The organism is Enterococcus sp. 2G9_DIV0600, assembly GCF_002140615.1.
Classification (GTDB): domain Bacteria; phylum Bacillota; class Bacilli; order Lactobacillales; family Enterococcaceae; genus Enterococcus_D; species Enterococcus_D innesii.
In genome coordinates this window covers 125,932-152,662 of record NZ_NGLL01000002.1, presented here as the reverse complement: position 1 = coordinate 152,662, position 26,731 = coordinate 125,932, and the positions used below count along the sequence as shown (strand labels likewise).

The following is a 26,731-nucleotide window of genomic DNA, read 5'->3' as shown; positions in this document are numbered from 1 at the left end:
TCCTCTAATCTGTAAAACGATTGATCACAGACCACATCTCATCGGCTGTCTGCATGGCTTTCGTATTCAATCCATACGCACGCTGAGTCGTTAACAAGTCTGTCATGGACGTCGCTAGATCCACCGTCGACTGTTCTAACTGTCCTTGCAAGACGCTGCCAAAGGCTGCCGGATTGGTTTGCGAAGTAAGCAACGCTTGATCACCGGCACGGTACAGTTGGTTGCCCACTGGTGTGATGTTTTCTGTATTCGTCGGCTGATAAAGGGTCAGCTGTCCCAACACGCGAGTCTGACCATTTTCTTCCGTCGTCAACTGACCGCTGGCATCTATTGCGATTTGCTGCGCATCTGGCCACTGCGCGGTTGGTACGTTTGTGGTCATTGCCACAGGGTACCCTTCACTATTGACTAATTGCTTGTTCTCACTTAAATGAAAATTGCCTGCTCGACTCAGCAGTAATTGACCAGTTTGGTCCCGAACCCCGAAAAAGCCATTGCCTTGAATCGCGAGATCTAATGGCTGAGCAGTGCCCGCCAGATTGCCTTGGGCAAAACTGGTAGTCGTAGTCGCTTTTGCCCCCATTGACGCACCATATTGGGCGGCGTTGCCATTAAATAGCGTTTCTTCTGCACCGATGGCATTTTCCATCAATGCTTGAAAGTGCGTCGTTTGTGCTTGGTAGCCATTGGTATTGACGTTGGCGATGTTGTTGGCTGTCGTGTCTAAGTTTGTCTGCAAATGATTCAACCCAGAACGGCTGATTCCTAATAATCCACTGATATTCATTGACTCATCCTCAAATCTTTCCTAATTCGTTGACCGCTTTTTGCAATGTTTGATTCGTTGAACTCAAGACTTTCTGATTGGCTTCAAATTCCCGAGAAGTCTGGATCATCGCCACCATTTCATCGGCAACCGCTACATTGGCTTGTTCTAAGGCACCTTGCTGGATCACGGGTGCATTCACCGTGGTTCCTGCTGCGTTGCTAGTCACGTAGTTTTGACCAGCTGTAGTCAATGCTTCTGGGGGGAATGTTTGGATCTGAAAGTTCGCTGGTCCTAAGGCGCTGACTGCTTGTCCATTGGCACCTAAGACAAGATAGCCTTCTTGTGTTACGTATTGATTCTGCTGATTGACGGTAAAGTCGCCATTTCTCGTATACAACCGCTGCCCCGCATTGTTTTGAACGACAAAGTAGCCTTCGGAAAGCAGTGCAAAATCGCTGGCTTGTCCCGTCTGTTTGACGGCGCCTTGATCTTGACTGATGGTACTGCCTGCCAATTGGGTCCCTAAAGACAATCCACCAATGTCACGGCGGGTATCCGCATTGGGCCCGCTTTGGTAATTATGCAATGCCACTTCATCTAGCGCCGACTGGAATAAGGTTTTTGCTTGATATCCTGTTGTATTGACATTAGCAATATTGCCGCTCGTCGTCTCTTGTCGCTTTTGTAATAATGAAATGTTCCGTGATAAGACATCCAATCCTCGAATCATGCCAGTTCCTCCTCAATCAATGTGCGCAATTTGGCAATCGTTTTGCCATGAATTTGTGAAACTCGTGGAATCGAGACTTCTAAGATTTCAGCGATTTCTTTTAACGTCAGTTCCTCGGTATAATACAAACTTAAAATCAATTGTTCCCGTTCCCCTAATTTTTTGATACACGCCACCAAAGCGGTGCGTTTTTCTTCGGCGACCAAGGTATCTTCGACATTCTCGGCAGGATCTCGAACCATATCTTTTAAGGTCATGCCTTCTTCTTGGTAAGCAAACAAGGTATCTTCCAAAGAGACGCTGGCTAAGTAGTGCAGACTCTCATAAATATCCGCTAGTTGACTTTGGTTGATTCCCAGCTGTTTGCAGATCTCGGTGTCGGTCGCTTCTCTTTTGAGGCTTTGCTCCAACTCTTGCCGTGCTTGATAAAACTGATTGACTGCCGCCATTTTGTATCGGGAGATTTTGGCGTGCTTGCGTACTTCATCAATGATAGCCCCTTTGATGCGAATCGCTGCATAGCTTTCAAAAGGAACTTTTTTTGAGGGATCGAATTTCCGCAAGGCATCCATCAACCCAATCACTCCAATATTGTAGAGATCGCCTGATTCATAATCGGCGGTTTTGATAGACAGGCGCTGAACCACCCGTTCCACTAGCGGCAGATACTTGATGATCTCCGCTTCTCGATCGACTTCATACATCGGCGATGCCCCTTCCTAAGAAAATTCTGCTTAAATGTCAATACTGCCCACCGTTTCGATCGCAATTTCATTGGGAATCTCATTTAGAGAAAGAACGGCGATATCTGGAAAATTAAAAACGATCATTTTTTTAAATGCTAACCGGATCTTAGGCGATGCCAGAATCACGAAATTGATATTTTGAGCGATCGCTGCATGTTGGATCCCACTGATGGCATCCAACAGCTTGGTCACGGTATCTGGTTTTAAGACCGGGTACGAGCCAGTTGCGGTTTTTTGGATACTTTGAGCGATGATTTCTTCTAGTTTCGGCTGGATCACCGCCACTTGCAGCTCGTGGTTCTCATTGGCATACTTGGCAGCGATCGTCCGTTTCAGTGCTTGGCGAACATATTCTGTCAAAACTTCTACGTCTTTCGTGACAACACCGTAATCGGCTAAAGTTTCTAAGATCGTTGCTAAGTCATTGATGGGAATTTGTTCATCCAATAAATTTTGCAAAACTTTTTGGACCTCGCCGAGCCGCAAGATATCGGGGATCAATTCATCGATCACGACATTGTACTGCTCTTTGATGCCCTCCAATAATTTCTTGACTTCTTGGCGACCTAACAGCTCTGGTGCATGGGCATAGATGATTTCTTTTAAGTGTGTTGCGATCACGGTCAACGGCTCGATAATCGTAAACCCTTGCAGATCCGCCATTTCCTTATCGGATTCATCGATCCACATAGCATCCAGATGAAAGGCTGGTTCTTTTGTTGCGATTCCTTGAAAAGGAAACGGCTCTTCATTCGGACTGATCACCATGACTTTATTCGGGTAAATATCGCCGCGGCCGACTTCGTTGCCGCGGATCTTGATCACGTAATCGTTGGCATCCAAATAGAGATTGTCGCGAATACGAACGGGACTGACTAAGATCCCTAATTCTCTAGCACTCTGTTTACGGATCGCCACGATGCGGTTCATCAAGCTGTTGTCGATCGAACGATCCACGATAGGGATCAGACCATAACCGATTTCCACTGAGATTGGTTCCACTTGGAAGGAAGCCACGGAATCGTCTTCTTCCTGTGCTTCTTTTTTGCGTTCCAGTGCCAATTTTTGTTCCCATTGTTTTTGTTCCACTCGCTGCTTTTCTTCTTTTTGCGTAACCAGAAAGCTGGCTGCGAAAAGACCTAAGCCAATCAACACAAAAGGCACAAAAGGAAACCCAGGAACTAAGGCTAAGACGAAAAGAATCGCCCCCACGATCCGAAAAAGTTGGGGATTACGCATCACATCTGCCGCAATATCCAAACCAAAGGAACTATCGTTATCGGAACGAGTCACGATCACCCCAGAAGCAATCGAAATCAATAAAGAGGGAATCGAGCTGACCAAGCCATCCCCGATCGCCAGTTTCCCGAATTGGGCGAAGGCTTCCATGACGGTCATTTGTCCGCCCATGGAGAAAATGATCGCCCCACCGACTAAATTGATGACAGTGATCAAAATCCCTGCGATCGCATCCCCTTTGACAAACTTGCTGGCACCATCCATCGAACCAAAGAAATCAGCTTCTCGCTGCAGATCTTTTCGTCGTCTGCGGGCATCCGCTTCCGTGATCAATCCGGCATTTAGGTCGGAATCGATCGCCATTTGCTTGCCGGGCATCGCATCTAATGTGAAGCGAGCAGTTACCTCGGAGACACGCCCTGCACCATTGGTCACGACGACTAGCTGAACCACCATGATGATCACGAACAAAATGATCCCCACGATGTAATTGCTGCCGGCAACGACATTGGCGAAGGCATCGATCACGTGTCCGCCATTTCCTTGGGTCAAGATCAACCGAGTGGAAGATAGGTTCAAACCTAAACGAAACATCGTTGTGATCAGCAGCAAGGTTGGAAACGTAGTGAATTCCAATACTGATTTGGTAAACAGGGTGATCAGTAAAATGTTGATCGCAATCGTCAAATTGATAATGATCAGAATATCTAATAGTGCACTCGGTAATGGAATAATAATCAAACCAATAATAGCTAGGACGATCACCGAGATTAAGATATCCGCCAGACCAATGCCTTTTTTCGGTTTTGAGGCAGCCTCATTCATTTTTGTTCCTCCTGTTTCCTTAAATCTTGCCGCGTTGGCTTTCTTCTAACTGATAGACCAAAGCGATGATTTCGGCAATGGCTTCATACATCTCAACAGGGATCAGATCCCCGGGTTCTACTTGGCGATAAAGGGCTCGTGCCACTTCACGATTTTCGATCTGTGGAATATTTTCTTTCAGGGCTTCTGCTTTCATCCGCTGCGCCAGCTGATCTGCTCCTTTGGCTAGGACCCGCGGCACCCCTTCACTGCTGGCATCGTACCGAATCGCAATGGCGAAATGGGTAGGATTGGTGATCAAAACCGTCGCTTCTTTGACGTTGGCGATGGCATTTTGGGTCATCGCACGGTACTTCGCTTTGCGCTGTGCTTTGACTTGCGGATCACCTTCCATTTGCTTGAACTCTTCTTTGACTTCCTGCTTGCTCATCATCAAGTTCTTACGATGGCTATAGCGTTGGTAGCCGTAGTCGACTACGGCCAATATGATCAAGAAAATCGAGATCTGTAAAAACAATTCTTTGGCTCGCAGCAGCATGAACAGGATCGTTTTTTCCAACCCCACTTCACTCAAACCCAGTAAAACAGGGAAGGCGGCTAAAAATTGTTGGTAGCACAAGTAGACGATCACGCCGAATTTCGCCAATGTTTTGCCTAAATTCATCAACGAGCGCAAACTGAATTGCTGCTTGATCCCGCTGATAGGGTTCAGTTTTTTAAAGTCTGGTTTGACGGCCTTGCCAGAAAACAACAGACCAACTTGGGCATAATTCGTGATAAGCCCGACTCCGAGCGCGACCAGAAAGACGGGCGCACACAACAAAAGCAGCAGCAAGATACTCTGCACCCCCAGTTTCGGCAGATCCGCCAAACTGGTTTGATAATCAGCCAGCTGCGCCAAACTTCGGGAAAAATAAGGCAAAAAAGAAGCGGCGAAAAACTGCCATAAAGACAGGATCAAAAACGAGAAGACCAATAGCGAAACAGCTGCTGCTAATTCCTGGGTCTTAGGGACCTCCCCGCGTTTGCGGGCATCCCGCAGCCGCTTGGCACTAGGTAGTTCGGTTTTGCCATCTTTTTCTGCCATCTTCTCACCTCCTGCTGGCTACCTGTTACTTTATTGAAAGGACTCGATAAACTCCTGCAAATAGCGGACCGTATCTGGCAAGTGTTTGCCTAAGTACGAAAGAACATTGGGTAGTAGCAAGAGAAACACCACAAAACTGATGGCGGTTTTCATCGAAAGACTCATCATCAAAATATTGATCTGGGGAATCGACCGAGAAATCACACCTAGCACCAGGTCCACCAACAGCAGCGCAATGATCATTGGTGCCGCAAGATTGACTGCCATCACCATCATTTGGCTGAAAAGTTTGACGATGCCTTCAACCGTCGTTCCTTGGATCACCACAGAGCCTAAGGGCACGATCCGAAAAGACAACAGCAATGCTGTGATCAGTCGATGATGCAGATCAAGTCCAAAAAACACAGCGATCGTCAGCCAATAGTACGTTTTGCCATACTGGGAAGAGGCGATTTGCAACGTCGGATCATAGGCTTGCGCCATCGAAAAGCCTACTTGAAAGTCGATCAGTTGACCCGCAATTTCCACACCAGTAAAGACCAGCTGACTCAAATAGCCCATCGCCATCCCAAACAGTACTTCCTTGATGACGAAAACCGTCAGCATAAAGAGGGAAAGCTCGGGAATCGCAGGTGTCGTCGGCAGACATAGGACCGTCAACGCCATGCCGATCACGATTTTTGCCAGTGACGGAAAATTTTGCTGTGAGAAGATCGGACAAAGGACGACAAACGCCAATATTCGACAAAAAATCAACACCGTCGCTTGAATCGGCGCCATCAGGTTTCCTCCTTACATTGCCGCAATCATCTTGAAAATCATTTTGGTAAAATTCAACAAGAGATTCAGCATAAAATTCCCCGCCAAGATCAAGGTCAAAAAAATCGCTAATAGTTTCGGCACAAAGCTCAACGTTTGTTCTTGGATTTGGGTAGTGGCTTGAAAAATACTGATCACCAATCCAACGAGCATGCCGACCAATAAGGCGGGGCCAGATATCGCTAGAATTCGAAGAAAGGCTTCCCTTAGCACATCAAGTACCATTTCTACTGTCATTTCCTCTTGGCTCCTTTCTTAGCGGCTATTGAAAGCTCTTGATCAGCGACTCCACGATCAGATACCAGCCATCCACTAAAACAAAAAGTAAGATCTTGAAGGGCAGTGAGATCATGATCGGCGACAGCATCATCATCCCCATCGACATCAAGATACTAGAGACGACCAGATCAATGATCAAAAAGGGGATAAAAATCAAAAAGCCGATACTGAAAGCCGTTCGTAACTCACTGATAATAAACGCCGGTACCATAACGGTCAGAGGAACATCGTCAGAAGAATGATACTTTTCGGTCTCCCCATCAGCTTCCGCAAACAAGGCAATGTCTTTTTCCCGTGTCTGTACCATCATAAAGGCCTTGATCCGTTTTTCTGAGCGGTCAAAGGCTTCGGCTTGGCTGATCTCTTGTCGATCAAACGGTTCAATCGCTTGCTGGTAGACGTCGGTATACACAGGTTTCATAATAAAAAATGTCAAGAATAAGGCCAACCCGATCAACACTTGATTGGGCGGGTTTTGCTGTGTACCTAACGAACTGCGCACAAAGGACAAAACCATGATGATACGAGTAAAAGAAGTCATCATGATCAGCAAGACTGGTAAAAGGGAAAGCAGCGTCAGCAACAAGAAAGTATTGATCGTATCACTTGAGCCATTCCCATTCGACAATAAATTGTTGATGGTGGAACTGACGTCTTCCGTGTCTAAGGCAAACGCCGTCTGCGGAAGCATCAGACTGCTGAAAAGGACCGCAGCCATGATCTTGATATTTCTGCCTTTGCTCTTCATTTTTGCTTGCCTCGTTTTCCAGCAATTTCCGCCTTGGCTTTGTTTAGCCATTCAGAAAAGTCTTTGCCAGCTTGCACTTGGGTGCTTTCTAGGCTTTGCTGTAAAAAAGCGGCCGTTTCTTCTGGCGTCAACTCTTTGATGATTTGGTTTTGCTGTTCAGAAAAGCTCATGACATAACATTTGTCCATGATTTGGACGATCCCGATCGAAGACGACTTGCTGACGGCGATTTTTTGCAAAATACGCAGCTGGTGATTGTGCTGGTTCGTGTAACGATTCAAATATTTCAAACTGATGTTGATCAAATAAAGAATAAGCAGCAAAAACCCAATCATTTTGACCAGCGATAAAAATGTTTCCATCAACATGCCTCTTTCTATTGGATCACTAAATCCGTCACATAAACATCCTTGGCGATTTCTGATCCGTATTCCTGATTAATTGTTTCTTTCAATGCTTTTTTTAAGTTCGGTACACTTTCGGCGGAGCTCAAAATACCGCTGGCCTTTTGTTGGCGCAATAAATTTACGACGCTGTCACGAATGACGGCCACATTTTTCGTGGCTTCCGCGCTTTTTTCCTCATCCGCCACTAAAATCGATAAATTGACCTTCATGTATTGCTGCTCTTGGTTGCCTTCTTTGGCCAGATTGACTAAAAATTCATCCAATGCCACGATCGCTTCGTCTGAGGAGATTTTGCTGCTGTCTTTTGCTGTTTCAGCAGCTGCTGTTTTTTCCCCCGTCAAAAAGTGATTCGTCACTAAGGTCCCGCCGATACTGCCGCCGACTACCACGATCAAGAGGATCGGCAGTAAAACAACCATACTCAAGCCTTTTTTCTCTTTTTCTGCTTTTGGTGCTTTTTCTTCTTTTGCCATCTTTCCCACCCTTACGTTTTCACTTGGTTCGAATGGATCACCGTATGATACTCGATCACCCGCTGCGCAACTTCTTGCGCAGCTTCCGTCACCACTAATGTTTTGCCGTCTGTCAGTGTGATCAATGTATCCGGCATTTCTTCGATCCGATAAATCAATGTTGGATTTAAATAGAATGGCTTGCCATTCAATGCTGTCACTAGAATCATGGTCAAACTCCTCTCAATGGTGAAGCGTCACGTTCTTAACGTTTTAGATTCAATAATTCTTGCAGCATTTCATCAGAAGTCGTAATACTTCTTGAATTTGCTTGATAGGCACGGCTCGCAATGATCATTTCGGTAAATTCTGTCGAAAGATCGACATTGGACATTTCCAAGGCACCTGCTTGCAGCGTTCCTGCGCCATTGTTGCCAGGTCCTGCAACGATCGGATTCCCTGAGTTGCTGGTTTGGATATAGTTGTTGCCGCCGACTTTTTCTAAGCCTTCTGGGTTATTGAAGGTTGCGACACCGACTTTTCCCATCACAAAGGTTTGATTGCCGTATTTTGCCAACACTAAGCCATTGGCATCGATCGCCATGGAGTTATAGGTCAAGGTTTCCCCATTGACTGTCAGTGTGCTTGGGATCGACAAGGGAGATACCGCATCTTGTCCGCTCAATGCCGTGTTTTCATCAAAGTTGTCATCATAGACAACTGGTTGACCGCCATTGACTGAACGACCTAAGACTTGCATCCCATCACTATTGGTCAAGGTTCCGTTGCTGTCGCGCACGAATGCGCCATCTCGTGTGTAATAGGTTTCGCCATTTGCTCCTGGTCCTTGTACCATAAAGTAGCCCTGTCCGCTGATATAAAAATCCATGCTGCGACCTGTCGATTGCGGGGCACCGACTGTATTGATAGTATCGATGGAGCCCGTCTGAACCCCTAAACCGATCTGCGTTGCGTTGATCCCGCCTAAGCCATTGCCTGGCGCAGTTGCGTTAGACATCGTTTGGCTCATCATGTCTTGGAAAAGGACTCGACTTGATTTGAATCCAACCGTATTGACGTTGGCGATATTATTGGAAACCACGTCCATTTTCGTTTGAAGATTTTTCATTCCACTGACACCTGAATATAATGATCGTAACATGCTTGTTTTCCTCCTTATGGTTGGCGTATTTTCCTCTGTCATTCAGAAAATACTTGCAGCCCCTTTTCAGTCCAGCTGCTATTTGATAAATGTGGCGCTGTCAATATTGGTGACGGTGTGAAGCTCATTCATCCCCATCGCCGTAATGATGGTTCGTGAATGGACATCGGCGATCAAGCCCATATCTTTGTACACGAGCAGTGATTCTTTGCTGCCTTTTTCCGCGAGCTCACTAAGCGCCGTTGAAAGGGATTGATAATCATCGTCTTGTAAGGTCAATTCTCTTGCGGTCAAACGCTTTTGCGCATGATGGGAGACTTTGATGTCGCTTTGTTTTTGTTCAAGCATTGCAGAAAAGGCTTGTTTGTCCACGCCTTTGCGGGGATGTTGATAAGGCTCCCCGGCAACTTTTTGCAGCCCCTGTTGAATCGTCAAACTCATTTTGCTTCGCCACCAATCTCTTGGATCGCACTCATACTGTATTCTTTGCCATTTACGACGATCGTGGCGTAGCCATTGGCAAAGCGGACTTTTTCGATGGTTCCTGACAATGTTTCTGTGCCGTCCATCAGAGTGACTTGTTTATTGATCAAGCTAAAGGCTTGCTGCTGTTGCTGTAAAATCACCGAGGTCGTCAACGTTTCGCTCAATTCATTCAAGCTCTCTAAGGTCGTAAATTGAACCAGTTGCGAGATATAGTCGGTGCTACCACCACCAGAAGAATCGCTGCCTCCCATCGATGGGTTGCTCATAGATGCGGCTAAGATCTTCAAAAAATCATCCATGGAGATATCTGAAGATTTTTTTGTTTGCGTTAATGCCGATGTATTGGCAATACCGGCCGCAGCTGCTGTAATTTCATCTGCCATAGGTCTCCTCCTTTACACTAAAATACTGATCGCATGATCGATCGGTGCTAATTGCTGCTCTTCTTCAGCCGTATTGCTTTGATGAAACGGCTTTTTACTTTGTCCTTTTTGGGCCTGTAAAAAACGTTGTTGGCTTAACTGACTGTCACTTGCCATCATACTGCCGGCAAAGGATTGATTTGCCAGCGAACTAGCCTGCTGGACAGAAGCTAACGTAGGTTCTTTGATCGCTAGGATCGGCTGCTCTTGCTTTTGCAAAACTTGCTCTAGCTCATGCTTGATGGACAGCAATAATTCTTTGGCTTGTGGCTGCTGAACGGTCAGTTCTAAGCGGCTGCCTTGGGCATTCGTTTCTAGGGAAAGCTGGATCGTGCCTAATTTTTCGGGAACGAATTGCAGCGTGATTTTTTTCTCGCTTGCCGTGCTGCTCGTTTGGACGAGTTGGGCAGTCGCTTTTGCTAAGGGTAGGACCGCTTGTTCCATATTCGCTTTTGTTGGCGTTGGTCCTTGCTTGGTCAAAAGGGGAGAAACATCAAGCAGCTGCAGTGCTGGTGCCGCCATTTCATTGTCAGTTACTGCTGAAGAAGCAATGGCTTGTGCAGAAACAGCTTCCGCTTTTTTGGCGACTGTTTTATTCGTGCGTTGCAAGGTGCTAGTCGTATCCGTCGCTTGGTTGGTCACTGGCGACACTTGATTTAATGGTCCCGTTTGGCCCAATTGCGCGGTCCCTTCGGTGGACTGTTTCCGCTGTGCTTCTGTCGTCTGCGCAATCGCGGCTTTTGTTACTGAATCGATTTCCTTGAAAGTCGCGATCCCTTTTGCCGTGGACTGCTCTTCGCTTACTAAGTCTTCTGGCAAAGGCGTTTCAAGCGTTGGTGCTGCGGCTTCACTTCTGTCATTTGTCATCAAATCCAGACCTTCAAGCGTAGACTCGGAGGGGTCGATGACTGTGGTGGCTACGTCTATTGGTGCTAAAGTTGCTGTGGCGCTCGTTTGGTTCTGCTCCGTCGTTGCCATTGATGCCTGTGGCGCTTCTTGAACCAAGCCTGCAAAAGGTGCCTGGCTGATCTGGCTCATTCCTGGCGCTTGTGTCGTTGCAGGTTGTTCGACTGCTGGAGTGATTTCTGGCTCCTGCGGCAGATGTTCCATACTGCTGGCAACCCCCATTTCTGGTGCGGCGGCGGTTTGCTCCGTCATCCCTGATGGTTCGATAGGGGCTGGCAGGTTGCTGTCTGCTTGAGCTGTCAGCTGTTGCATCAGCAAACTGAAGACTTCTGGTGACGCATCCGTCTTTTTTGATTTGCTACCGACAGGTACAGCGGTTACGGCACTTGTTGTGATCTCTTTCATTGTTCACCTCCTCTCAGCTGATGCTTTGAAACCAAGGTCGTCTCATCACTAAAACCATTAGTGCTTTAAGAAAATAAGGCGCGATTGCCGAACTCATCCAATTGTTTTTGCTCTTCCAATTGCTGTTCATAGGTGTATTCAGCAAATTGTTTTTCTCGCAGCTTTTCCACGATCTTGCGTTCCTGCTGCGCTTCTACCACCACCGATAAAGACTCTGCCAATTCTTGCTTCACGTGAAACATTTTGTTCTGAACCTCATCGATGGTGGCATTCAACGCAAGCAAATAGCGTTGCTGCACTTGCATCCGCCCAATGGTCATCTCATTGACATCAAAAAGCTGGGCTTTTTCCTGTGTCAGCGTATTCAGGTGCTGTTCTTGCTGAATCAACAATTGTTGTTTTTGGGCGTAAGCGCGTTTGGCTTCTTGCTCAATAGTTTTTCGGTGATCCAATACTTTTTCTAAGGAAAAGTGAAATGCTTGCATAGCTGCTCCTTTATGATCTGTTTTACATGGTCGAACGCTGGCGCTCGATCAGCGCTTCTTCACTGAACAAATGCGCCAGTTCAAAAATCGTTTGTTCAAATGGGATCCGCTCATCCACTTTTTGCTGTAAAAACCGTAGGATGGGGTGATGCAACGCGATCGCTTGGTCGGTCAACGCATTACTGCCACTCTTGTAAGCACCAATATCGATCAAATCCTTGGCCTCTGCATAAACGGCCATGTTTTCTTTTAGTTCCCCCGCATGTTCATGCTGTTCCTCAGAAACGAGGGTCTTCATCAAACGGCTGAGGCTGTTTTGAATATCGATGGCAGGATAATGATTTTGAGCGGCGATTTTTCGGGACAACAGAATATGACCGTCAAGAATCCCCCGCACCGCATCAGCGATCGGTTCATTCATGTCATCCCCTTCTACCAAGACGGTATAAAAGGCCGTGATCGAACCTTTGTCCGACATCCCACTGCGTTCTAACAACTTCGGTAAAGCTGTAAACACAGAAGGGGTATAACCTTTGGTCGTCGGTGGTTCACCTGTCGATAGACCGATCTCCCGCTGCGCCATCGCAAAACGGGTCACCGAATCCATCATCAATACGACTTTCTTACCTTGATCGCGGTAATACTCAGCGATCGCTGTTGCCACATGAGCCCCTTTTAATCGTACGAGAGGCGGCATATCGGAGGTGGCACAGACAACGACCGACTTGCGGTAACCTTCTGGGCCTAGATCATTTTCAATAAATTCTTTGACTTCTCGTCCCCGCTCGCCGATCAAGCCGATCACGATGACATCGGCTTCGCAATAACGAGCCAACATCCCCAATAAAGTACTCTTACCGACCCCGCTGCCGGCAAAAATGCCGATCCGTTGGCCAAGGCCGACGGTCAAGAGACCATCGATCGCCCGGACACCTGTCGGCATGATCTCAGCGATTTTCTGACGGCGAAAGGGGTCAGGAGAATCTTGACTAACTGGATATTCTGGCGCACTTTCCAGCTCCAGCGCCATATCTAACGGTCGCCCTAGTCCATCTAAGGTGTGCCCTAGCAGCGTATCATCGATTTTTACCGTCAATGATTTGCCAGTTGGCCGCACCAAACAGCCGGGTCCGATGCCTTCTAGCTGATCAAGAGGCATCAGGAGCACGGTTTTTTTCACAAAGCCCACGACTTCGGCTAAGGCTGTATGCGTCTTGTTTTGCAATGCGACTTCACAGATTTCCCCTATGAAAACCGCCAGCCCTTCGACTTTGATCAGCAGACCTACGACTTCGCTGACTTTGCCGTAAGTGGTAAAAAACGGCTGTGCTTGCGCTGTTTTGCGCAGCGCTGTGATCGGTAATTCAAACGTCATTCCTTCACACTGCTTTCTAGAAATTGGCTCAAAAAGCGCGCGATTTCTTTCCTCAGTTCAAAAACCACCAAAGCATTTTCAGATTCGATACAAAAATCATGTTCCGCCAAGCTGTCATCTGCCATGAGTAAATAGCGAAACCCGCTGATCGTCTGCTTTTTGGTTTCCAACAATTCTCGCAACCCTGCGAGATGCTGCTCTTGGCTGCGAACAGTCACAAATTGATCGGGTTGTTCAAATTGCCATAGCACAGACTCCACAAAAGGCAGGAAGCCTGCTTGTTCGTCTGTAAAACGTTGATTGATCAAGGCTTCGGCGATTGCCGTGCCGTAAGCGATCATTTCTTGCTTTTTCTCTGAGCGAAAGGTGTTGATTTCAGAAACGGCTTCAGCGACATTGGCTTGGGCTTGTGTCATCAATGCTTGCGCGGCTTCTTTGCTGGCATTGAGTCCTTCTTGATAGCCTTGTTGAAAGCCATCTGCTTGTCCTGCTTGAAAGCCTTCCGTTCTCGCTTCTGCTAGAATTTGCGCCGCTTGCGCTTGTGCATCGGTCAAGATCTGCTGCTTCAAGGCTTCCATTTGCTGCAGATGCCGTTCCTGCTCCAACTGGCGTGCACGTCTAGCCGCTTGCAGTTCTGGATCCAAGCTCGGTTTCTCAATCGGCGCTTTGATGGTCGTATCCGTCAAAATACTGCGCGCAGCTTCAGTCGTTTTGACCGCCTGCTGCTTCAATAAACTGCTATTTGACCACTGCATCTTGGTCGCCCCTTCCGATGTAGATCTCACCGGTTTCATCTAGCCGTCGAATCACAGCCACCACACTTTGTTGGGCTTCTTCTACAGCAGACAAGCGGGTAGGACCCATAAATTGAATTTCTTCTTGCAGATTTTCCACCGCCCGTGATGAGAGGTTGGAGAAAATAAAGTTCTTGATGTCATCGGTCGTGCCTTTAAGCGCTAAGACTAACACATCGTTTTGAACATCTCGTAAGACTTTTTGAACATCCAAGCGATCGAGGGTCACGATATCCTCGAAAGTAAACAAGCTGGATTTCACTTCGTTGGATAGTTCTGGTTGCCGCTTTTCTAAGTCGTTCAAAATGTTCTTTTCGGTGCTGCGGCTGACTGAGTTCAAGATTTCTACCAGTGTGTGCACACCACCGACATTTTCCGTATCGTTCTCAATGTAATTCGAGAATTTGTTCTCGATCACTTTTTCGATCCGTTCGATCACCAAAGGCGACGTACTGGAGATCGTCCCGATCCGTTCAGCGATCTCCACTTGCAAATGATCGGGAAACTGCGACAAGACGCTGGCCGCTTTGTCCGGCTGCATGTAGCACAAAATCAACGCTACCGTTTGTGGATGTTCGCCGATCAATAGATTGGTCAACTGTTGAACATCGGCTTTGCGAGCGATATTAAAGGGCCGCTCCCGCAGCTGGATCTGAGTCAATACGTCAATGACTTCTTTGGCTTTTTGAGGGCCTAATGCTTGGTTCAGCAAATTTTTGGCATAATCGATCCCGCCGTCTAAGACATATTTGCGGGCCGTTGCGGTATGAGAAAATTCCTCCAATACTTGATCCCGCTCTTCGGGACTGACAAAGTCGATGTTGGCGATCTCATAGCTCACTTTTTGTATAAATGATTCTGGCAGCAGCTTCATGATCTTTGCAGAGGTATCTGATCCTAGAGAGATCAGAAGAATCGCTGCTTTTTTTACCCCGTCTATTGTATCCATGGCTGCCCCCTTATTTTTCTTTCATCCAAGCTTTGATCAATTCCGCCGCTACTTCAGGATTGCTTTCGGCATAATTTCTAGCCGTTTGATCCAATGTTGGTTCTCCTGAATGTTCTGCTGCGGCTTCTTGTGTGGATGCTTCTGGCACCGCTGGTTTCGTTTCAGCAGACCGATTGCCGACACCGCCAAAAACGACTTCTTGTGCAACTGACGGACTTGTACCAGTGCTAACTGCGGACGGTTGTGCAAAAGTGACCATTTCCTCCGTCACATCGACTTCCAGCTCGTCTTCTTTACGACGACGTCGGATCACGCCAACGATCATTAAAATCACTAAGAACAAGGTCAACACGATGCCGCCGATGATGGCATACTTGAGATAACCTTTGGCAGCTGCAATCGGTTCATTCCCTTGCGGATCAACGGCTGGATCAACCTCTGCTTGGGCAAAGTCAAATCCTTGGATCGCGATTTGATCACCACGGTCATTGTCATAGCCGACGGCACTAGCAATCAACTGCTGCAATTCTGCTTGATCCGCTTGCGAAAGGTTCGCATTGATCACGATCGAGCTGGTCATTCGTTCGATCATGCCAGGGGCCGTAATGGTCGTGGTGGTCTCGGTATCCAATTCGTTTTCCACCGAACGGCTGTAGGAATTGTTTCCCTCTCCATCTGTGCCCGTCACATTGGAGACATTGTCATCTACCGTCCCTGTTTGGGCTTCTTGGACGGTCCCTTGCGAACCAGCAGCCTGCACTGTCTCACTCTTGATCTCTGGGTCATCATAAGTGACTTTCTTCCGCTCGATCGAGTCAAAATTCAAGTCTAAATTGATCGACACTTGGAATTTGTCTGCGCCATAGATCGGTGTCAGCAGCTTCGTTACTTTTTCTTCTAGCGTTTTTTCATAGGAATCTTTGATGGCAATGTATTTATTGTTCAGGCCACTTAATTGACTGGCTTCATCTTCGGTTCTCGTCAAGGTATTGCCCGCGCTATCAACGACTTTTACATTTTCAGGCTTCAGCTTTTCCACTGCCCCTGAAGTCAAGGTAACGATTCCTTGCACGGACTCGTCTGAGATCTGCTGATTTTTCAAGGTCAACACGATGGAGGCGGTTGGCGCACTTTCCTCCGAAGAAAAGACACTTTCTTCTGGCATCACGAGTAAAACTTTGGCGGATTTGACCGCATCGATCGACTCGATTGCTCGCTGTAGTTCGCCCGTTACTGCCCGCTGATACATGATCTTGCGGTCTTCGTCCGTTGTCATCATGTTGGCATCATCAAATAATTCAAATCCTGTACTGGTATTTGGTAACTTATTGTCCACGGCAAGATTGATGCGGTATTCATCGACTTGGTCTTTATCGATCAAAATCGTCGTCCCATTGTCGGCTAATTTGTAGGCGATCTGCTGTTCGTCTAAATCCTTGCTGATCGTTCCCGCATCGGCATCGCTTAGATCCGTAAACAAGATACCGTATTCAATTCGCGTATTTAAATAATACACAGCTGCTGTGATTCCGAGAACGCTGATAACGGAAAGAACAACGATCATTTTCTTTAAAGAGCTTTGCATTTGCCAACGGTCTTTGAGTTGTTCTGTCCATTCTTTCACTTTATCCATCATTTATCCTTATTCCCTCACCCACTGCTAAAACTGCATATTTTTCACGTCATTGTAAGCTTCTAAACACTTGTTTCGTACTTGAACGGCTGTTTGTAGCGCCAGTTGCGCCTCTGTCATACGAATCATCACATTGCCTAGATCGCTTTCATCGCCGGTGATCAAATTTACAGTATCTTGATCCATGACCGCCGTTTTTTGATTCAACTGATCGACCGCATGGGTCAAGTAAGAAGAAAACTGATTTTCCTTGGCGCCTGCAACACTGGTCTCGTTTGAAGCAGCCCCCGTGCCTAGTGTCCGCAAAACGTTTTGGTAGTCTGTTAATTCTGTCGTTAAAAGTCCATCCATTTTCTCGTTACCCCTTTGATATTTCTAATGCTTTTTTCAAGATCGTTTTGTTCATTTCTGAAGCAGAAACATTGGCTTCGTACGTTCGAACCGCTTGCAACATTGCCACCATTTCATCGGCAATATCCACATTTGATTGACCGACATATCCCTCGTCGTTGGCAGCGGGATTTGTAGGATCATAGGTCAGCTTTTCTGTCTCATCGGCAGCGATCCCCGTCACTTTGACACCGTATGTAGCCGGTGTACCTTCACGGCTATTTTTTAAATTTTCTGAAAAAAGAATACTCTTTTTTTGATAAGCCGCGGTTGTTTGTGTTTGATTCGTATTTACATTTGCGATATTGCTGGAGATCGTATCTAGTTTTAACCGTTCCAATGCTAAACCGCTCGCGTTGATCGTTAGTCCGTTAAACATACCCATTTGTTTTTCCTGCGCTTTCTATCAATTACTCAATACAAGGTTCATCATTTGCAAGCGTCCGTTGACTTGTGCGGTCAATGCACTGTAATATAACCCATTGGCTGCTTGATCCAACATCTCCACTTCAAGATCCACGTTATTGCCGTTGTCTTTGATGCTGGTAGTTGCATTTTCAGTGATTTTCGGTTTTACTTGAGAAACTGACGCTTCGGTTGCAGCATCGGTCCCTGACGAAGCGAGTGCCTGCTTTAATTCGCTTTCAAACACGATGCGTTTTGCTTTGTACCCATCCGTGTTGACATTGGCGATATTAGACGAAATCAATTCTGCGCGTTGTGCAGAAACGTTCATGGCTGTTTTTAATAAATCATAGGTATCCAACAATAATTGCTCCTTCCACCTTCTGTACCAAACGTTTTTTTCATCGATGGAACAGAAACAAATATATTTATTGATTTTTTTGTTATAGATTAAAAAAACAAGAAGACGTGATGTCATTATAGTAGAATTGTTTTTATTTTACAATTTGATTTTTGCAACTTTACGGATATGACATTTAAGTTACAGGTATGTTATGTTATTTGTTAAACACTGTTTCATCGCAATTTCGTTCCCAGTTATAAAAAGTAAACGATCGATATAAAGCGTTTTACAAGCATATCTATACTTTTTGATCAAAATCATTTTTTTGATAAAAAAACAAGCATTATTCGAAAAATTGATTAAAACATTTTCATTTGTGTTTGATGGTATGACAAACCCTGAGAAATACTTCACGAAAAAAAACGGTACCATCTATAAATATTCACAAAAATTGCAAGCTGTACCATTTTAAAAATTTGACGAAACTTGTCAAAAAAAGAACAAAAAAAAAGAGAAGCAAAAAATTTATTTTAGTTATTTTTTGGATTATTTTTTTTTGCTATTAAGAATGATTTTAATTCACCGATAAAATAAATGAGGGTTTAAAACCTGGAAATAGAATTTAGGAGGACGCAACAAATGGATTTTTTCTTGCTGATCGGTATTATTTTAGGATTGATATCTGTGGTGGTTGGGATGATTGTAAAAGGTGCCAATGTGGCCGTTTTGATTAATCCGGCAGCCGCGATTATCATTTTCGTCGGTGTGATCGCAGCCGTTATCAATTCATTTCCCAGCAGTGATATCAAAAAAATCCCGAAGATCTTCGGCGTTCTGCTGAAAAATAAAGAATACGACTTAAAAACAACCATCAATACCATCGTTGAATTAGCCAACCAAGCTCGGCGCGATGGCCTACTATCTCTTGAAGGTGCTATCCAAAACTTAGAAGATCCTTTTTTAAAAAAGGGCTTGGAAATGGTGGTGGATGGCATCGCTGCCGAACAGATCCAAGAAATCATGGAGAATGAGATCTATGGGATCGAAGAACGACATCGCATCGGCTCGGCTATTTTTAAAACCGCCGGCACGAGTTCCCCGACCTTAGGGGTGTTAGGAGCCGTGATCGGGCTGATTGGGGCGCTAGGTAATTTAGAGGATGTAGAGGCACTGGGTCATATGATCTCGGCGGCTTTCGTGGCGACCCTTTACGGTATTTTCTTCGGCTATGTCCTGTTCATTCCCTTTAGTTCACGACTGACCTTAAAATCGGAGCAAGAGGTCCAAATGATGTCGATCATCGTTGAAGGGGTCTTAGCGATCCAAGCCGGACAATCACCGAAAAGCATTGAGAAAAAATTATACAGCTTGATCGATCCGAAAAAACGGCAAGAACAATTATAAAGGGTGAAGCGACATGAAACGAAAAAAGAAACATGAAGAACATGTAGACGAAGCGTGGCTTTTGCCTTACTCGGATATGTTGACCTTACTGCTGGCTTTGTTCATCGTCATGTTTGCCATGGCGAAAGTCGATGATGAGAAGTTCCAAGAAATCCGAAGCGAATTCGGCACCATCCTTTCCAGCCACCACAGCAATGCCTCCGTCATCGGGTCAGTGATCGATATGGGCGAGACCACGCCGCGAAAAAAAGCCGCCACTTCTGCCGAAGCACAAGCGCAAGAAGCAGCAGTTCGGACCCAACTGGAAAATCAACAGCTAGAAAAAATCAGCGACCAGCTGTCACAAGAACTCGCCGCTTCTGGCTTAAAAGACCAGACAGAAGTTCGCTTGGAATCTGATGGCTTGCATATCACGTTAGCTAGCAGTATTTTGTTTGCCTCTGGCAGCGCCGAGATCACGGACACCACTCGTCAGTCACTGGATCTACTCTCGGACTCACTGAAAAAACTAAAAGCTAACAAAATCGTGATCGCCGGGCATACCGATAACGTACCGGAAAAAGGCAATGGCCGCTACCAATCTAACTGGGATCTTAGTTCCGCTCGTGCCATTACCGTTATGGAATACTTCATCAGCAAAGGCGCTGTTTTAGAAAAAAATGCTGCCATTCAAGCCTTTGCCGATACCGAACCGAAAGCCGATAACAACACCCCCCAAGGCCGCTCGGAAAACCGCCGCGTGGAGATGATCATTCAGCGGACTGAAACGGCACAATAGTCCGTAATAAGGTTTTATAAATATCATTATGAATAGCCAAGACGACCAATATCCGTCTTGGCTTTTTTGTAGTCTCCTATTCACTAAACAAAAATCACCCACGAGCCATTCTTGCGAATAGCTGATGAGTGATTTTTTTGCTTGGTTTATTTTTCCACTTCAAAACGATTGGTCAATCGCTTCAACTCTTCTGCAATGTCTCTGAGGTCTGCCACATGGTTGGTAAATTCATCCATGGTTGCCAAGACTTCTTCTGCATTTGCGGAAACTTCTTGTGTACCAGCGGCATTTTCTTCCGTTGATGCGGAAATGTTTTCTAAGTTTTCCAGTACACTGTTTTGAATATTTTCGATACGGGCACTGGCTGCTTCAATATGATGGATGCCTTCGATCATATAGCTGCTGCGTTGGAAAACTTCTTTTGAAGACGAGATCGCTTCTTTGATCAAGTTGGTTTGGCGAACGCCACCTTTGACAGACGCCGACGTTTGTTTAACCATTTGACTAGATTGCTCACGAATTTCTTCAATGATCGCTTCGATCTCTTTGGTAGAGGCTTTGCTTTGTTCCGCCAATTTTCGGATCTCAGCAGCCACGACGGCAAAGCCTTTGCCCGACTCACCTGCACTTGCGGCTTCGATCGATGCATTCAAGGCTAGCAAGTTGGTTTGGTAAGAAATATCGTTGATGACCCCAATGATCGAGTTGATGTTTTGGATACTATCATTCATTCCCGTCATGTTCGACATCAAGCGCTCCATCTGTGCCAACTCTTGTCGCCAGCTGTCATCGACTTGATCCATGATCGTTAAGTTTTCTTGATTGATCTTCGTAGATTCTTGCGACTTGCTGCTCATGCCGCCAACATTTTCTCGTAATTCTTTCACGACCTGCGACAGATTTTGCATTTGGGACACGCTGTATTCTGTTTCTTGGGCTTGAGCACCGGTCACTTCAGCAATACCCGTAATGGTTTGAGAGACTTCTTCTGTCGCAATATTGGTTTGTTTTGACAATTCTAATAAAGAATCCGACATTCCTGCGACACTGTTGCTTTCTTTTTGTACTTTTTGGATCAATGCACCCGTGCCTTCGATCATCACATTGTAATTGTCCGCCATTTGCTGGATCTCATTGCCTGCTTTGTCTGGATAAACAACTCGGCGTGCCAGTTGATCCCATGTCCATTTTTCGCCTTTGGCTCGTTTGGTTTTGCTCATCTTCTCTAGTTTGCCTTCACCGACTTTTCTAAAGTAACGATTGAAGCAATCGATGATTGCTGCGACTACTTTGATCGCGGCATAAGAAACCAGTCCTACAAAGAGCAGCATCAAGATCGTAACGATAATGGTGGTGCGGACTAACGCCCCTAACTCTTTGTCTAGATCACTAGCTTTGACTTCGGAGTACGCCCAAACATTGGAATCAGCAGACTTGTCATACAACACATCGTTGACTTTATTCGAGTCGCCTAAACCAACCATGCCTGTCGGGTTTTTAGCTTCTTTGATTTTTTGGAACACTTCTTCTTCTTTGATATTCTTACCGATTTGTTTGGTGTTTTTTGAGGTCACGATGACCCCAGATTCTGAAACTAAGGTGACATTCCCAGTCCGCCCTACGGTAAAGGAAGACAAGATATTTTGAATGCTTTCATAGGAAACATCGACGCTTAAAACCCCCACTTGATTATGGGAATTTTTGACCCTGATCGAAGCCGACGTCACAAATTGATTCGACACTGTATCTAAATAAGGTGCTGTCCAATACACTTCTCCTTCGGCTTTTACGGCCCCTTTGTACCATGGCCGAATCGTAGGCTTATAATCATCTGGTAAGGGATTGAAGGTCACATACTCATCATCTTCTGTTCCAAAAGTCACCGCTAAGAAGCTGTTGCTCCCAGCAATCGCTAAAGAAAGATCTGAACGGATGCGCCCCATGCTGAATTCTGTTTTCATCGCTGGCAGTTCAGCCATTGACTTCAATTTGCTTTCCGTCGATCGGCGCAAACTCTTTTCTTCCGCCAAGATCAAATTGACGGCACTTTCTTTGTTCAAATCATTTCGTTCAATCAATAAGTTCTTGGTGGTTAAATAGGAACTTGTCAGCATGACAATGATCGGGATCCCCGCAACCAGCATCAAGGTGATCATCACATAAATTCCTATCGTCTTTTTTCTTTTTTTCACAACTGTGCCACTCCTTCATTTCCAATTTCACACGATCCAATGAAGACTCGTCCGTAGACGACCCTTAGTAAGGATAATCGGTTATTTCTTTGAATGATTAAGAGGGTTCATTGGCAGAAACGGCTGCAAGCGCATTTTATTTTTTGCTAAGGCTTACGGTTGCTGTTGTAACGAATAGAAAAGCTCCTCAGTCATAAAGGAGCGTTGCGACTGCATAAAAATAGCCAGCACGGAAGTTTCCGCACTGGCTGTAGGGTCACATTTAATGGGACTGCTTTTTATTATCTATAACTCTTTGATGACAGCTTTTTCTTCCGCCGTCAAAGCGAAATCAAAGAGCGCTAAATTTTCGGCTTGATGTTTTTCTGAATGGGATTTCGGAATCACGATCACCCCACGCTCGATTTGGTAACGCAAGACCACTTGGCTCCAGGTTTTTTGATATGCTTCACCGATTTGGGTCAAGGTTTCCCGTGCCGCTTCCGAAATCCCGGAAAGCGGACCCCAGGCTTCTGGCACTACCTGATTGGCTAAGGAATAGGCGATGATCGCATCATTCCACTTGCCTGGATGCGATTCGATCTGATTGACCGCTGGTTTGATCCGACTGTTTGCCAATAAATAGCTAAGTTCTTCTTCTTGGAAATTGGACACCCCGATCGCTTTTAAGACTCCTTTATCGACATAAGCCTCAAGAACCGCCCAGACAGCGGCGATCTCTGCCAAGTTGTCCCACGGATGATGGATTAAATAAAGATCGATCGATTCCGTCTGCAAGGCTGCTAAACTCGCTTCGACAGACGCTTTCACGGCAGCTGCATCTTGCGTATGCTGTGGTTTGCCAGGAATCTTAGAAGTCAGGAAAAATTCGCTGCGGTCGATCCCGCTTTCCTTGATGGCTTTGCCTACCACGGCTTCGTTGCGATAAGAAATCGCCGTATCAAAATGCCGATACCCAAGCTTGATGGCAGTCAATAGCTCTGTCGTATCATCATTGATCGCACCTTGGTATTCTCGGTTTTCTTTCCCAAATGTATTCGTCCCACTGCCGATCACTGGAATCTGAATGCCGGTATTCAATTCAATCGTTTCCATGTTGCTCCCCCCTTTGTGTTGTTTCTAGTCTATCAAAAAAGCAGGAGTAAGGGGAAGAAAAACTCTTATTGCCGCTAAAAAACGGGGAAAAGCACAAAACGCATGTTCAAGCTGCCCCTCCTCCGTTATACTGAGGGTAAGACACGAAACACCCAAATAAGGAGGGTTACTTTTGAAAAAAACACTATTTTTTCTTTGTGGATCACTGACATTCGGTTTAGGTACGTTAGGAATCTTTTTGCCTTTCTTACCTACAACCGTCTTTTACTTGCTGACGGCTTATTTCTGGCTGCGGAGTTCCGATACCTATTATCAACGCTTGGTTCAATCAGAAAATTATCAAAAATACATTGAAAAACCACTCGTACAAAAACAGCTGAGCACCAAAGGAATGCTCCGGATGTTTGCCATGATGCTGATAGTCTTTGCAATTCCTGCACTATTGATCTCCAATCTGCTGGTACGTTTCGTCCTCGCTGCCATCTACCTCGCCCATGTCATTGGGATCACTTGGTATTTAAAAGGACGCAAACCTGCGATCCAAAAAACGGATCAGCCCCTGTAAGTACGACGCTAAACGAACACGCCGTAATCCACCAAGCAAGCGAACCTTGCTAGTGGACTGCGGTGTATTTTTTTCTCCTATTTTAGCGGGTGCTCACTGACGCCTCTTCGATGATGGGGGCCGATTGGGCGATCGCTAACCAGGCAGCAGGGATTCGGTATGGGGAGCAAGAAACATAGTCGATGCCGATCTCTCGCAAAAATGCAATGGAATAGGGATCGCTGCCGACTTCGCCACAAACACCGATCGAGTGCTCTGGCTGACGATCTCTTACGCCGGCGATCGCTTGACGCATCAACGCGCCAACACCTACCTGATCTAAGTGCTGGTAAGGGTCTTCTTGTAAGATCCCCGACTGCAAATAGGCTTGAATAAAGCTGCCGGCATCATCCCGCGAAAAGCCAAAGGTCATTTGGGTCAAGTCATTGGTACCAAAACTAAAGAACGCCGCCTCTTCAGCACACTCCCCAGCAATCAAGCACGCTCTAGGTGTCTCGATCATCATGCCGATCTCGATGCGCAACGGTTGCTGCAGGGTGGCTTCTGCTTGAGCGATCACCTGTGTCAACGTCTCTTTCAACACCTGCAACTCTGCAGGCAAACTGATCAGGGGCAATAAGATCGCCGCCTCTACCTCGACTCCTTGCTGCCGCAACTCCACAGCCGCTTCACAAATCGACGCTGTTTGCATTTCATAAATTTCTGGATAGCTCAGTCCTAAGCGGCTGCCGCGATGCCCCATCATGGGATTGACCTCTTGCAGTTCGTCAATTCGCCGCTCGATCTCCGCCAATGATTTTTGACTACGGCGGGCCATCTCAAGACGTTCATGCTCATGGGGCAAGAATTCATGGAGTGGCGGATCTAATAAACGGATCGTGCACTTCTTTCCTTGCGCGGCCTGCAGCATTTCTTTGAAATCGGCTTTTTGATACGCCTTGATCTCAGCCAACGCCGCCAATCGTTCCGCCTTCGTTTCTGCCAAGATGACTTCCCGCATTTTCCACAAACGCGCTTCCCCAAAAAACATATGCTCCGTCCGTGCTAAGCCGATGCCCGCTGCACCAAAGGCCAGCGCCGCCTCAATGTCATTTTTCGTTTCCGCATTTGCGTAAACCTTTAGATCTGCCTGGGCTTGCGCCCACGTCAAAAGCTGATCCAATAAGACCCGTTCCTGCACACTGGTCATAGGCAGCTGCCCTTGATACAGTTTGCCAGTACTGCCGTCTACCGAAAGCACGTCACCTTCTTCAATCAGCAACTCACCACAGCGAGCCTGCTTCAAAAATACATCGACACTTAATGCCTCGCATCCTACCACACAGCAGACCCCCAGACCACGGGCGACCACCGCCGCATGCGAAGTCATCCCCCCACGAGCGGTAATGATCGCTTCACTCACCACCATACCTTCAATATCTTCAGGTGAGGTTTCCTGCCGCAGCAGCAGGACTTTTTCTCCTGTGCGGCTGGCTTTTTCTGCTGCCTCTGCAGTGAAATAGACATGTCCTGAAGCTGCCCCTGGACTAGCCGGCAAGCCTTGCGCAAAGGCTTCGGCTTGCTGCAAGGCTTCGGGGGCAAATAACGGGTGCAACAATTGATCGATCATTTCTGGTGTAATGCGATCTAGTGCCTGTCTGATAGTGATCCGACCTTCTGCGACCATATCCGTTGCGATTTGCGCTGCGGCAGCGGCGGTTCGTTTGCCGTTTCTTGTTTGCAAGACAAACAACTGACCGTCATCGATGGTAAATTCAATGTCTTGCATGTCTTGATAGTGATCCTCCAAACCCTCAGCCAGTTGCTTTAGTTCCTGATAGATCATGGGATGCTGCTGTGCCAACGCTTGGATCGGTTGTGGTGTACGAATGCCAGCAACCACATCTTCCCCTTGGGCACACACTAGAAATTCGCCGAAAAGTCCCGGTTCCCCGGTTGCTGGATTGCGGGTAAAGGCGACACCCGTCCCACTATTTATCCCACTGTTGCCAAAAACCATTTCTTGAATCGTTACGGCAGTCCCTAGATCGTCAGGGATCCGATGGAGGGAACGGTAGGTCTTGGCCCGTGGGTTGTTCCATGAACGAAAAACCGCCGTGATGGCTGCCAACAATTGCTGAAACGGGTCTTGCGGAAACGCTTCTTGAGTATGTTCCATATAAATACTTTGAAACACGCGGCAGATCATTTGCCAATCATTGCCGGTCATCATTTGGTCTGACGCATAATTCTGCTGTTTCTTATAATCTGTCAAGTAGGCTTCAAAGTGCTCTTTTGCTACACCTTTCACCACATCCCCATACATCTGGATCAAGCGGCGGTAACAATCATAAGCAAAGACGGGGTCCCCTGTCTGCTGAGCCAACCCTTGGACGGTTTCATCATTCAACCCAAGGTTTAAGATCGTATCCATCATCCCTGGCATGGAAAACTTGGCACCACTGCGGACAGAAACCAACAACGGCGACTGCAGTCCGCCAAATGTTTTGTTCCTGCGGACTGCCAATTCTTCGATGGCAGCTTTGACTTGCTTGATGATCGCCTCAGGAAGAACCTGTTCTTCTAAATAGGTCAGGCAAATGGTGGCCGGGACGATAAATCCTTGAGGAACAGGCAAACCCAAATTGGTCATCTCCGCAAGATTTGCCCCTTTCCCGCCTAATAGTGCTTTTTGCTCTTTCGTGCCTTCTGAAAACCATACGACTGCTTTTTCCATCATGTTCCTCCTTTTAAATGTTATATACTATTTCGATTAATTAGCAGTATATAGTATGACACATTTAATCGTCAAGCCAAAAAAAGAAAACTTTTAAGGGATTTATCCTTTTTAAAAGAGAAGGA

29 protein-coding genes are annotated in these 26,731 nt (G+C 46.4%); 3 read left to right on the top strand and 26 right to left on the bottom strand.

From position 1 onward, the window contains the following. Positions 1-4 precede the first annotated feature (4 nt). The 23 genes from A5870_RS17760 to flgB form a co-directional block, all read right to left on the bottom strand. Positions 5-787, bottom strand: a complete 783-nt coding sequence (locus A5870_RS17760; protein ID WP_077453117.1) for a flagellar hook-basal body protein — start codon at positions 785-787, stop codon at positions 5-7. A 10-nt stretch (positions 788-797) separates the two neighbouring features. Beyond that, a complete protein-coding gene (locus A5870_RS14230) occupies positions 798-1,499 on the bottom strand; it encodes a flagellar hook-basal body protein (RefSeq protein WP_086293575.1) in 702 nt (233 codons plus the stop codon). Further along, complete coding sequence (locus tag A5870_RS14225) at positions 1,496-2,203, bottom strand: sigma-70 family RNA polymerase sigma factor (RefSeq protein WP_015508736.1); 708 nt, start codon at positions 2,201-2,203, stop codon at positions 1,496-1,498. The genes A5870_RS14230 and A5870_RS14225 overlap by 4 nt, the downstream gene beginning before the upstream one ends. Before the next feature lie 30 nt (positions 2,204-2,233). After that, positions 2,234-4,309, bottom strand: a complete 2,076-nt coding sequence (flhA, locus tag A5870_RS14220; protein WP_086293571.1) for a flagellar biosynthesis protein FlhA — start codon at positions 4,307-4,309, stop codon at positions 2,234-2,236. Between the two features lie 19 nt (positions 4,310-4,328). Further along, on the bottom strand, positions 4,329-5,396 hold the full coding sequence (locus tag A5870_RS14215) for an EscU/YscU/HrcU family type III secretion system export apparatus switch protein (protein WP_086293569.1): 1,068 nt from the start codon (positions 5,394-5,396) through the stop codon (positions 4,329-4,331). 30 nt (positions 5,397-5,426) lie between these two features. Beyond that, on the bottom strand, positions 5,427-6,176 hold the full coding sequence (gene fliR, locus A5870_RS14210; RefSeq protein ID WP_086293567.1) for a flagellar biosynthetic protein FliR: 750 nt from the start codon (positions 6,174-6,176) through the stop codon (positions 5,427-5,429). Positions 6,177-6,188: 12 nt separating this feature from the next. Further along, positions 6,189-6,452: a flagellar biosynthesis protein FliQ gene (gene fliQ / locus A5870_RS14205; protein WP_005226613.1), complete on the bottom strand. Its 264-nt coding sequence runs from the start codon at positions 6,450-6,452 to the stop codon at positions 6,189-6,191. A 25-nt stretch (positions 6,453-6,477) separates the two neighbouring features. Beyond that, complete coding sequence (gene fliP, locus A5870_RS14200; protein ID WP_086293565.1) at positions 6,478-7,242, bottom strand: flagellar type III secretion system pore protein FliP; 765 nt, start codon at positions 7,240-7,242, stop codon at positions 6,478-6,480. Beyond that, complete coding sequence (locus A5870_RS14195; RefSeq protein ID WP_005231716.1) at positions 7,239-7,604, bottom strand: flagellar biosynthetic protein FliO; 366 nt, start codon at positions 7,602-7,604, stop codon at positions 7,239-7,241. The genes fliP and A5870_RS14195 overlap by 4 nt, the downstream gene beginning before the upstream one ends. 14 nt (positions 7,605-7,618) lie before the next feature. Beyond that, complete coding sequence (locus A5870_RS14190; RefSeq protein ID WP_086293563.1) at positions 7,619-8,122, bottom strand: flagellar basal body-associated FliL family protein; 504 nt, start codon at positions 8,120-8,122, stop codon at positions 7,619-7,621. An 11-nt stretch (positions 8,123-8,133) separates the two neighbouring features. After that, on the bottom strand, positions 8,134-8,331 hold the full coding sequence (locus tag A5870_RS14185; RefSeq protein WP_005226609.1) for a flagellar FlbD family protein: 198 nt from the start codon (positions 8,329-8,331) through the stop codon (positions 8,134-8,136). A gap of 35 nt (positions 8,332-8,366) precedes the next feature. After that, positions 8,367-9,263 (bottom strand): flagellar hook-basal body complex protein, encoded by an 897-nt coding sequence (locus A5870_RS14180; protein WP_010748537.1) that lies wholly within the window; start codon positions 9,261-9,263, stop codon positions 8,367-8,369. Positions 9,264-9,341: 78 nt separating this feature from the next. Beyond that, complete coding sequence (locus tag A5870_RS14175; RefSeq protein WP_015508733.1) at positions 9,342-9,704, bottom strand: flagellar protein; 363 nt, start codon at positions 9,702-9,704, stop codon at positions 9,342-9,344. Continuing rightward, positions 9,701-10,132 (bottom strand): flagellar hook capping FlgD N-terminal domain-containing protein, encoded by a 432-nt coding sequence (locus A5870_RS14170; protein WP_003129052.1) that lies wholly within the window; start codon positions 10,130-10,132, stop codon positions 9,701-9,703. The genes A5870_RS14175 and A5870_RS14170 overlap by 4 nt, the downstream gene beginning before the upstream one ends. Before the next feature lie 12 nt (positions 10,133-10,144). Further along, positions 10,145-11,482 carry a flagellar hook-length control protein FliK gene (locus tag A5870_RS14165; protein ID WP_086293561.1) on the bottom strand — a complete coding sequence of 446 codons (1,338 nt, stop codon included), beginning with the start codon at positions 11,480-11,482 and terminating at the stop codon, positions 10,145-10,147. A gap of 65 nt (positions 11,483-11,547) precedes the next feature. Next, entirely contained in the window at positions 11,548-11,967 is a 420-nt protein-coding gene (fliJ, locus tag A5870_RS14160; RefSeq protein ID WP_005226592.1) for a flagellar export protein FliJ, read from the bottom strand. 22 nt (positions 11,968-11,989) lie between these two features. Then, a complete protein-coding gene (fliI, locus tag A5870_RS14155) occupies positions 11,990-13,342 on the bottom strand; it encodes a flagellar protein export ATPase FliI (protein WP_077453131.1) in 1,353 nt (450 codons plus the stop codon). Beyond that, positions 13,339-14,097 carry a FliH/SctL family protein gene (locus A5870_RS14150; protein ID WP_081117649.1) on the bottom strand — a complete coding sequence of 253 codons (759 nt, stop codon included), beginning with the start codon at positions 14,095-14,097 and terminating at the stop codon, positions 13,339-13,341. The genes fliI and A5870_RS14150 overlap by 4 nt, the downstream gene beginning before the upstream one ends. Continuing rightward, positions 14,081-15,085, bottom strand: coding sequence for a flagellar motor switch protein FliG (gene fliG, locus A5870_RS14145; RefSeq protein WP_005226586.1), 1,005 nt, complete (start codon positions 15,083-15,085; stop codon positions 14,081-14,083). Before fliG ends, A5870_RS14150 begins: the two co-directional genes overlap by 17 nt. A 10-nt stretch (positions 15,086-15,095) precedes the next feature. After that, on the bottom strand, positions 15,096-16,718 hold the full coding sequence (gene fliF, locus A5870_RS14140; RefSeq protein ID WP_170924054.1) for a flagellar basal-body MS-ring/collar protein FliF: 1,623 nt from the start codon (positions 16,716-16,718) through the stop codon (positions 15,096-15,098). Between the two features lie 27 nt (positions 16,719-16,745). Continuing rightward, the gene (fliE, locus tag A5870_RS14135; protein ID WP_086293557.1) at positions 16,746-17,069 is read right to left on the bottom strand and encodes a flagellar hook-basal body complex protein FliE; all 324 of its coding nucleotides are present in this window, start codon (positions 17,067-17,069) and stop codon (positions 16,746-16,748) included. Positions 17,070-17,076: 7 nt separating this feature from the next. Continuing rightward, entirely contained in the window at positions 17,077-17,493 is a 417-nt protein-coding gene (gene flgC, locus A5870_RS14130) for a flagellar basal body rod protein FlgC (RefSeq protein WP_003129038.1), read from the bottom strand. A gap of 21 nt (positions 17,494-17,514) precedes the next feature. Continuing rightward, on the bottom strand, positions 17,515-17,874 hold the full coding sequence (flgB, locus tag A5870_RS14125; protein ID WP_017144455.1) for a flagellar basal body rod protein FlgB: 360 nt from the start codon (positions 17,872-17,874) through the stop codon (positions 17,515-17,517). Between the two features lie 621 nt (positions 17,875-18,495). Between flgB and motA the strand changes: the two genes are divergently transcribed. Further along, positions 18,496-19,260, top strand: a complete 765-nt coding sequence (motA, locus tag A5870_RS14120) for a flagellar motor stator protein MotA (protein ID WP_005232810.1) — start codon at positions 18,496-18,498, stop codon at positions 19,258-19,260. 13 nt (positions 19,261-19,273) lie between these two features. After that, on the top strand, positions 19,274-20,038 hold the full coding sequence (locus tag A5870_RS14115; RefSeq protein WP_086293555.1) for an OmpA/MotB family protein: 765 nt from the start codon (positions 19,274-19,276) through the stop codon (positions 20,036-20,038). A 146-nt stretch (positions 20,039-20,184) separates the two neighbouring features. Here A5870_RS14115 and A5870_RS14110 read toward each other — a convergent pair whose 3' ends face one another. After that, the gene (locus A5870_RS14110; RefSeq protein WP_005226571.1) at positions 20,185-22,230 is read right to left on the bottom strand and encodes a methyl-accepting chemotaxis protein; all 2,046 of its coding nucleotides are present in this window, start codon (positions 22,228-22,230) and stop codon (positions 20,185-20,187) included. 285 nt (positions 22,231-22,515) lie between these two features. Next, positions 22,516-23,325 (bottom strand): aldo/keto reductase family protein, encoded by an 810-nt coding sequence (locus tag A5870_RS14105; RefSeq protein ID WP_086293553.1) that lies wholly within the window; start codon positions 23,323-23,325, stop codon positions 22,516-22,518. A 172-nt stretch (positions 23,326-23,497) separates the two neighbouring features. Here A5870_RS14105 and A5870_RS14100 point away from each other — a divergent pair, with 172 nt between their 5' ends. Continuing rightward, on the top strand, positions 23,498-23,890 hold the full coding sequence (locus A5870_RS14100; protein ID WP_086293551.1) for a YbaN family protein: 393 nt from the start codon (positions 23,498-23,500) through the stop codon (positions 23,888-23,890). Positions 23,891-23,972: 82 nt separating this feature from the next. On the opposite strand, the gene ppdK is transcribed toward A5870_RS14100, so the two are convergent. Next, the gene (gene ppdK, locus A5870_RS14095) at positions 23,973-26,606 is read right to left on the bottom strand and encodes a pyruvate, phosphate dikinase (protein WP_086293549.1); all 2,634 of its coding nucleotides are present in this window, start codon (positions 26,604-26,606) and stop codon (positions 23,973-23,975) included. Positions 26,607-26,731: the final 125 nt, after the last annotated feature.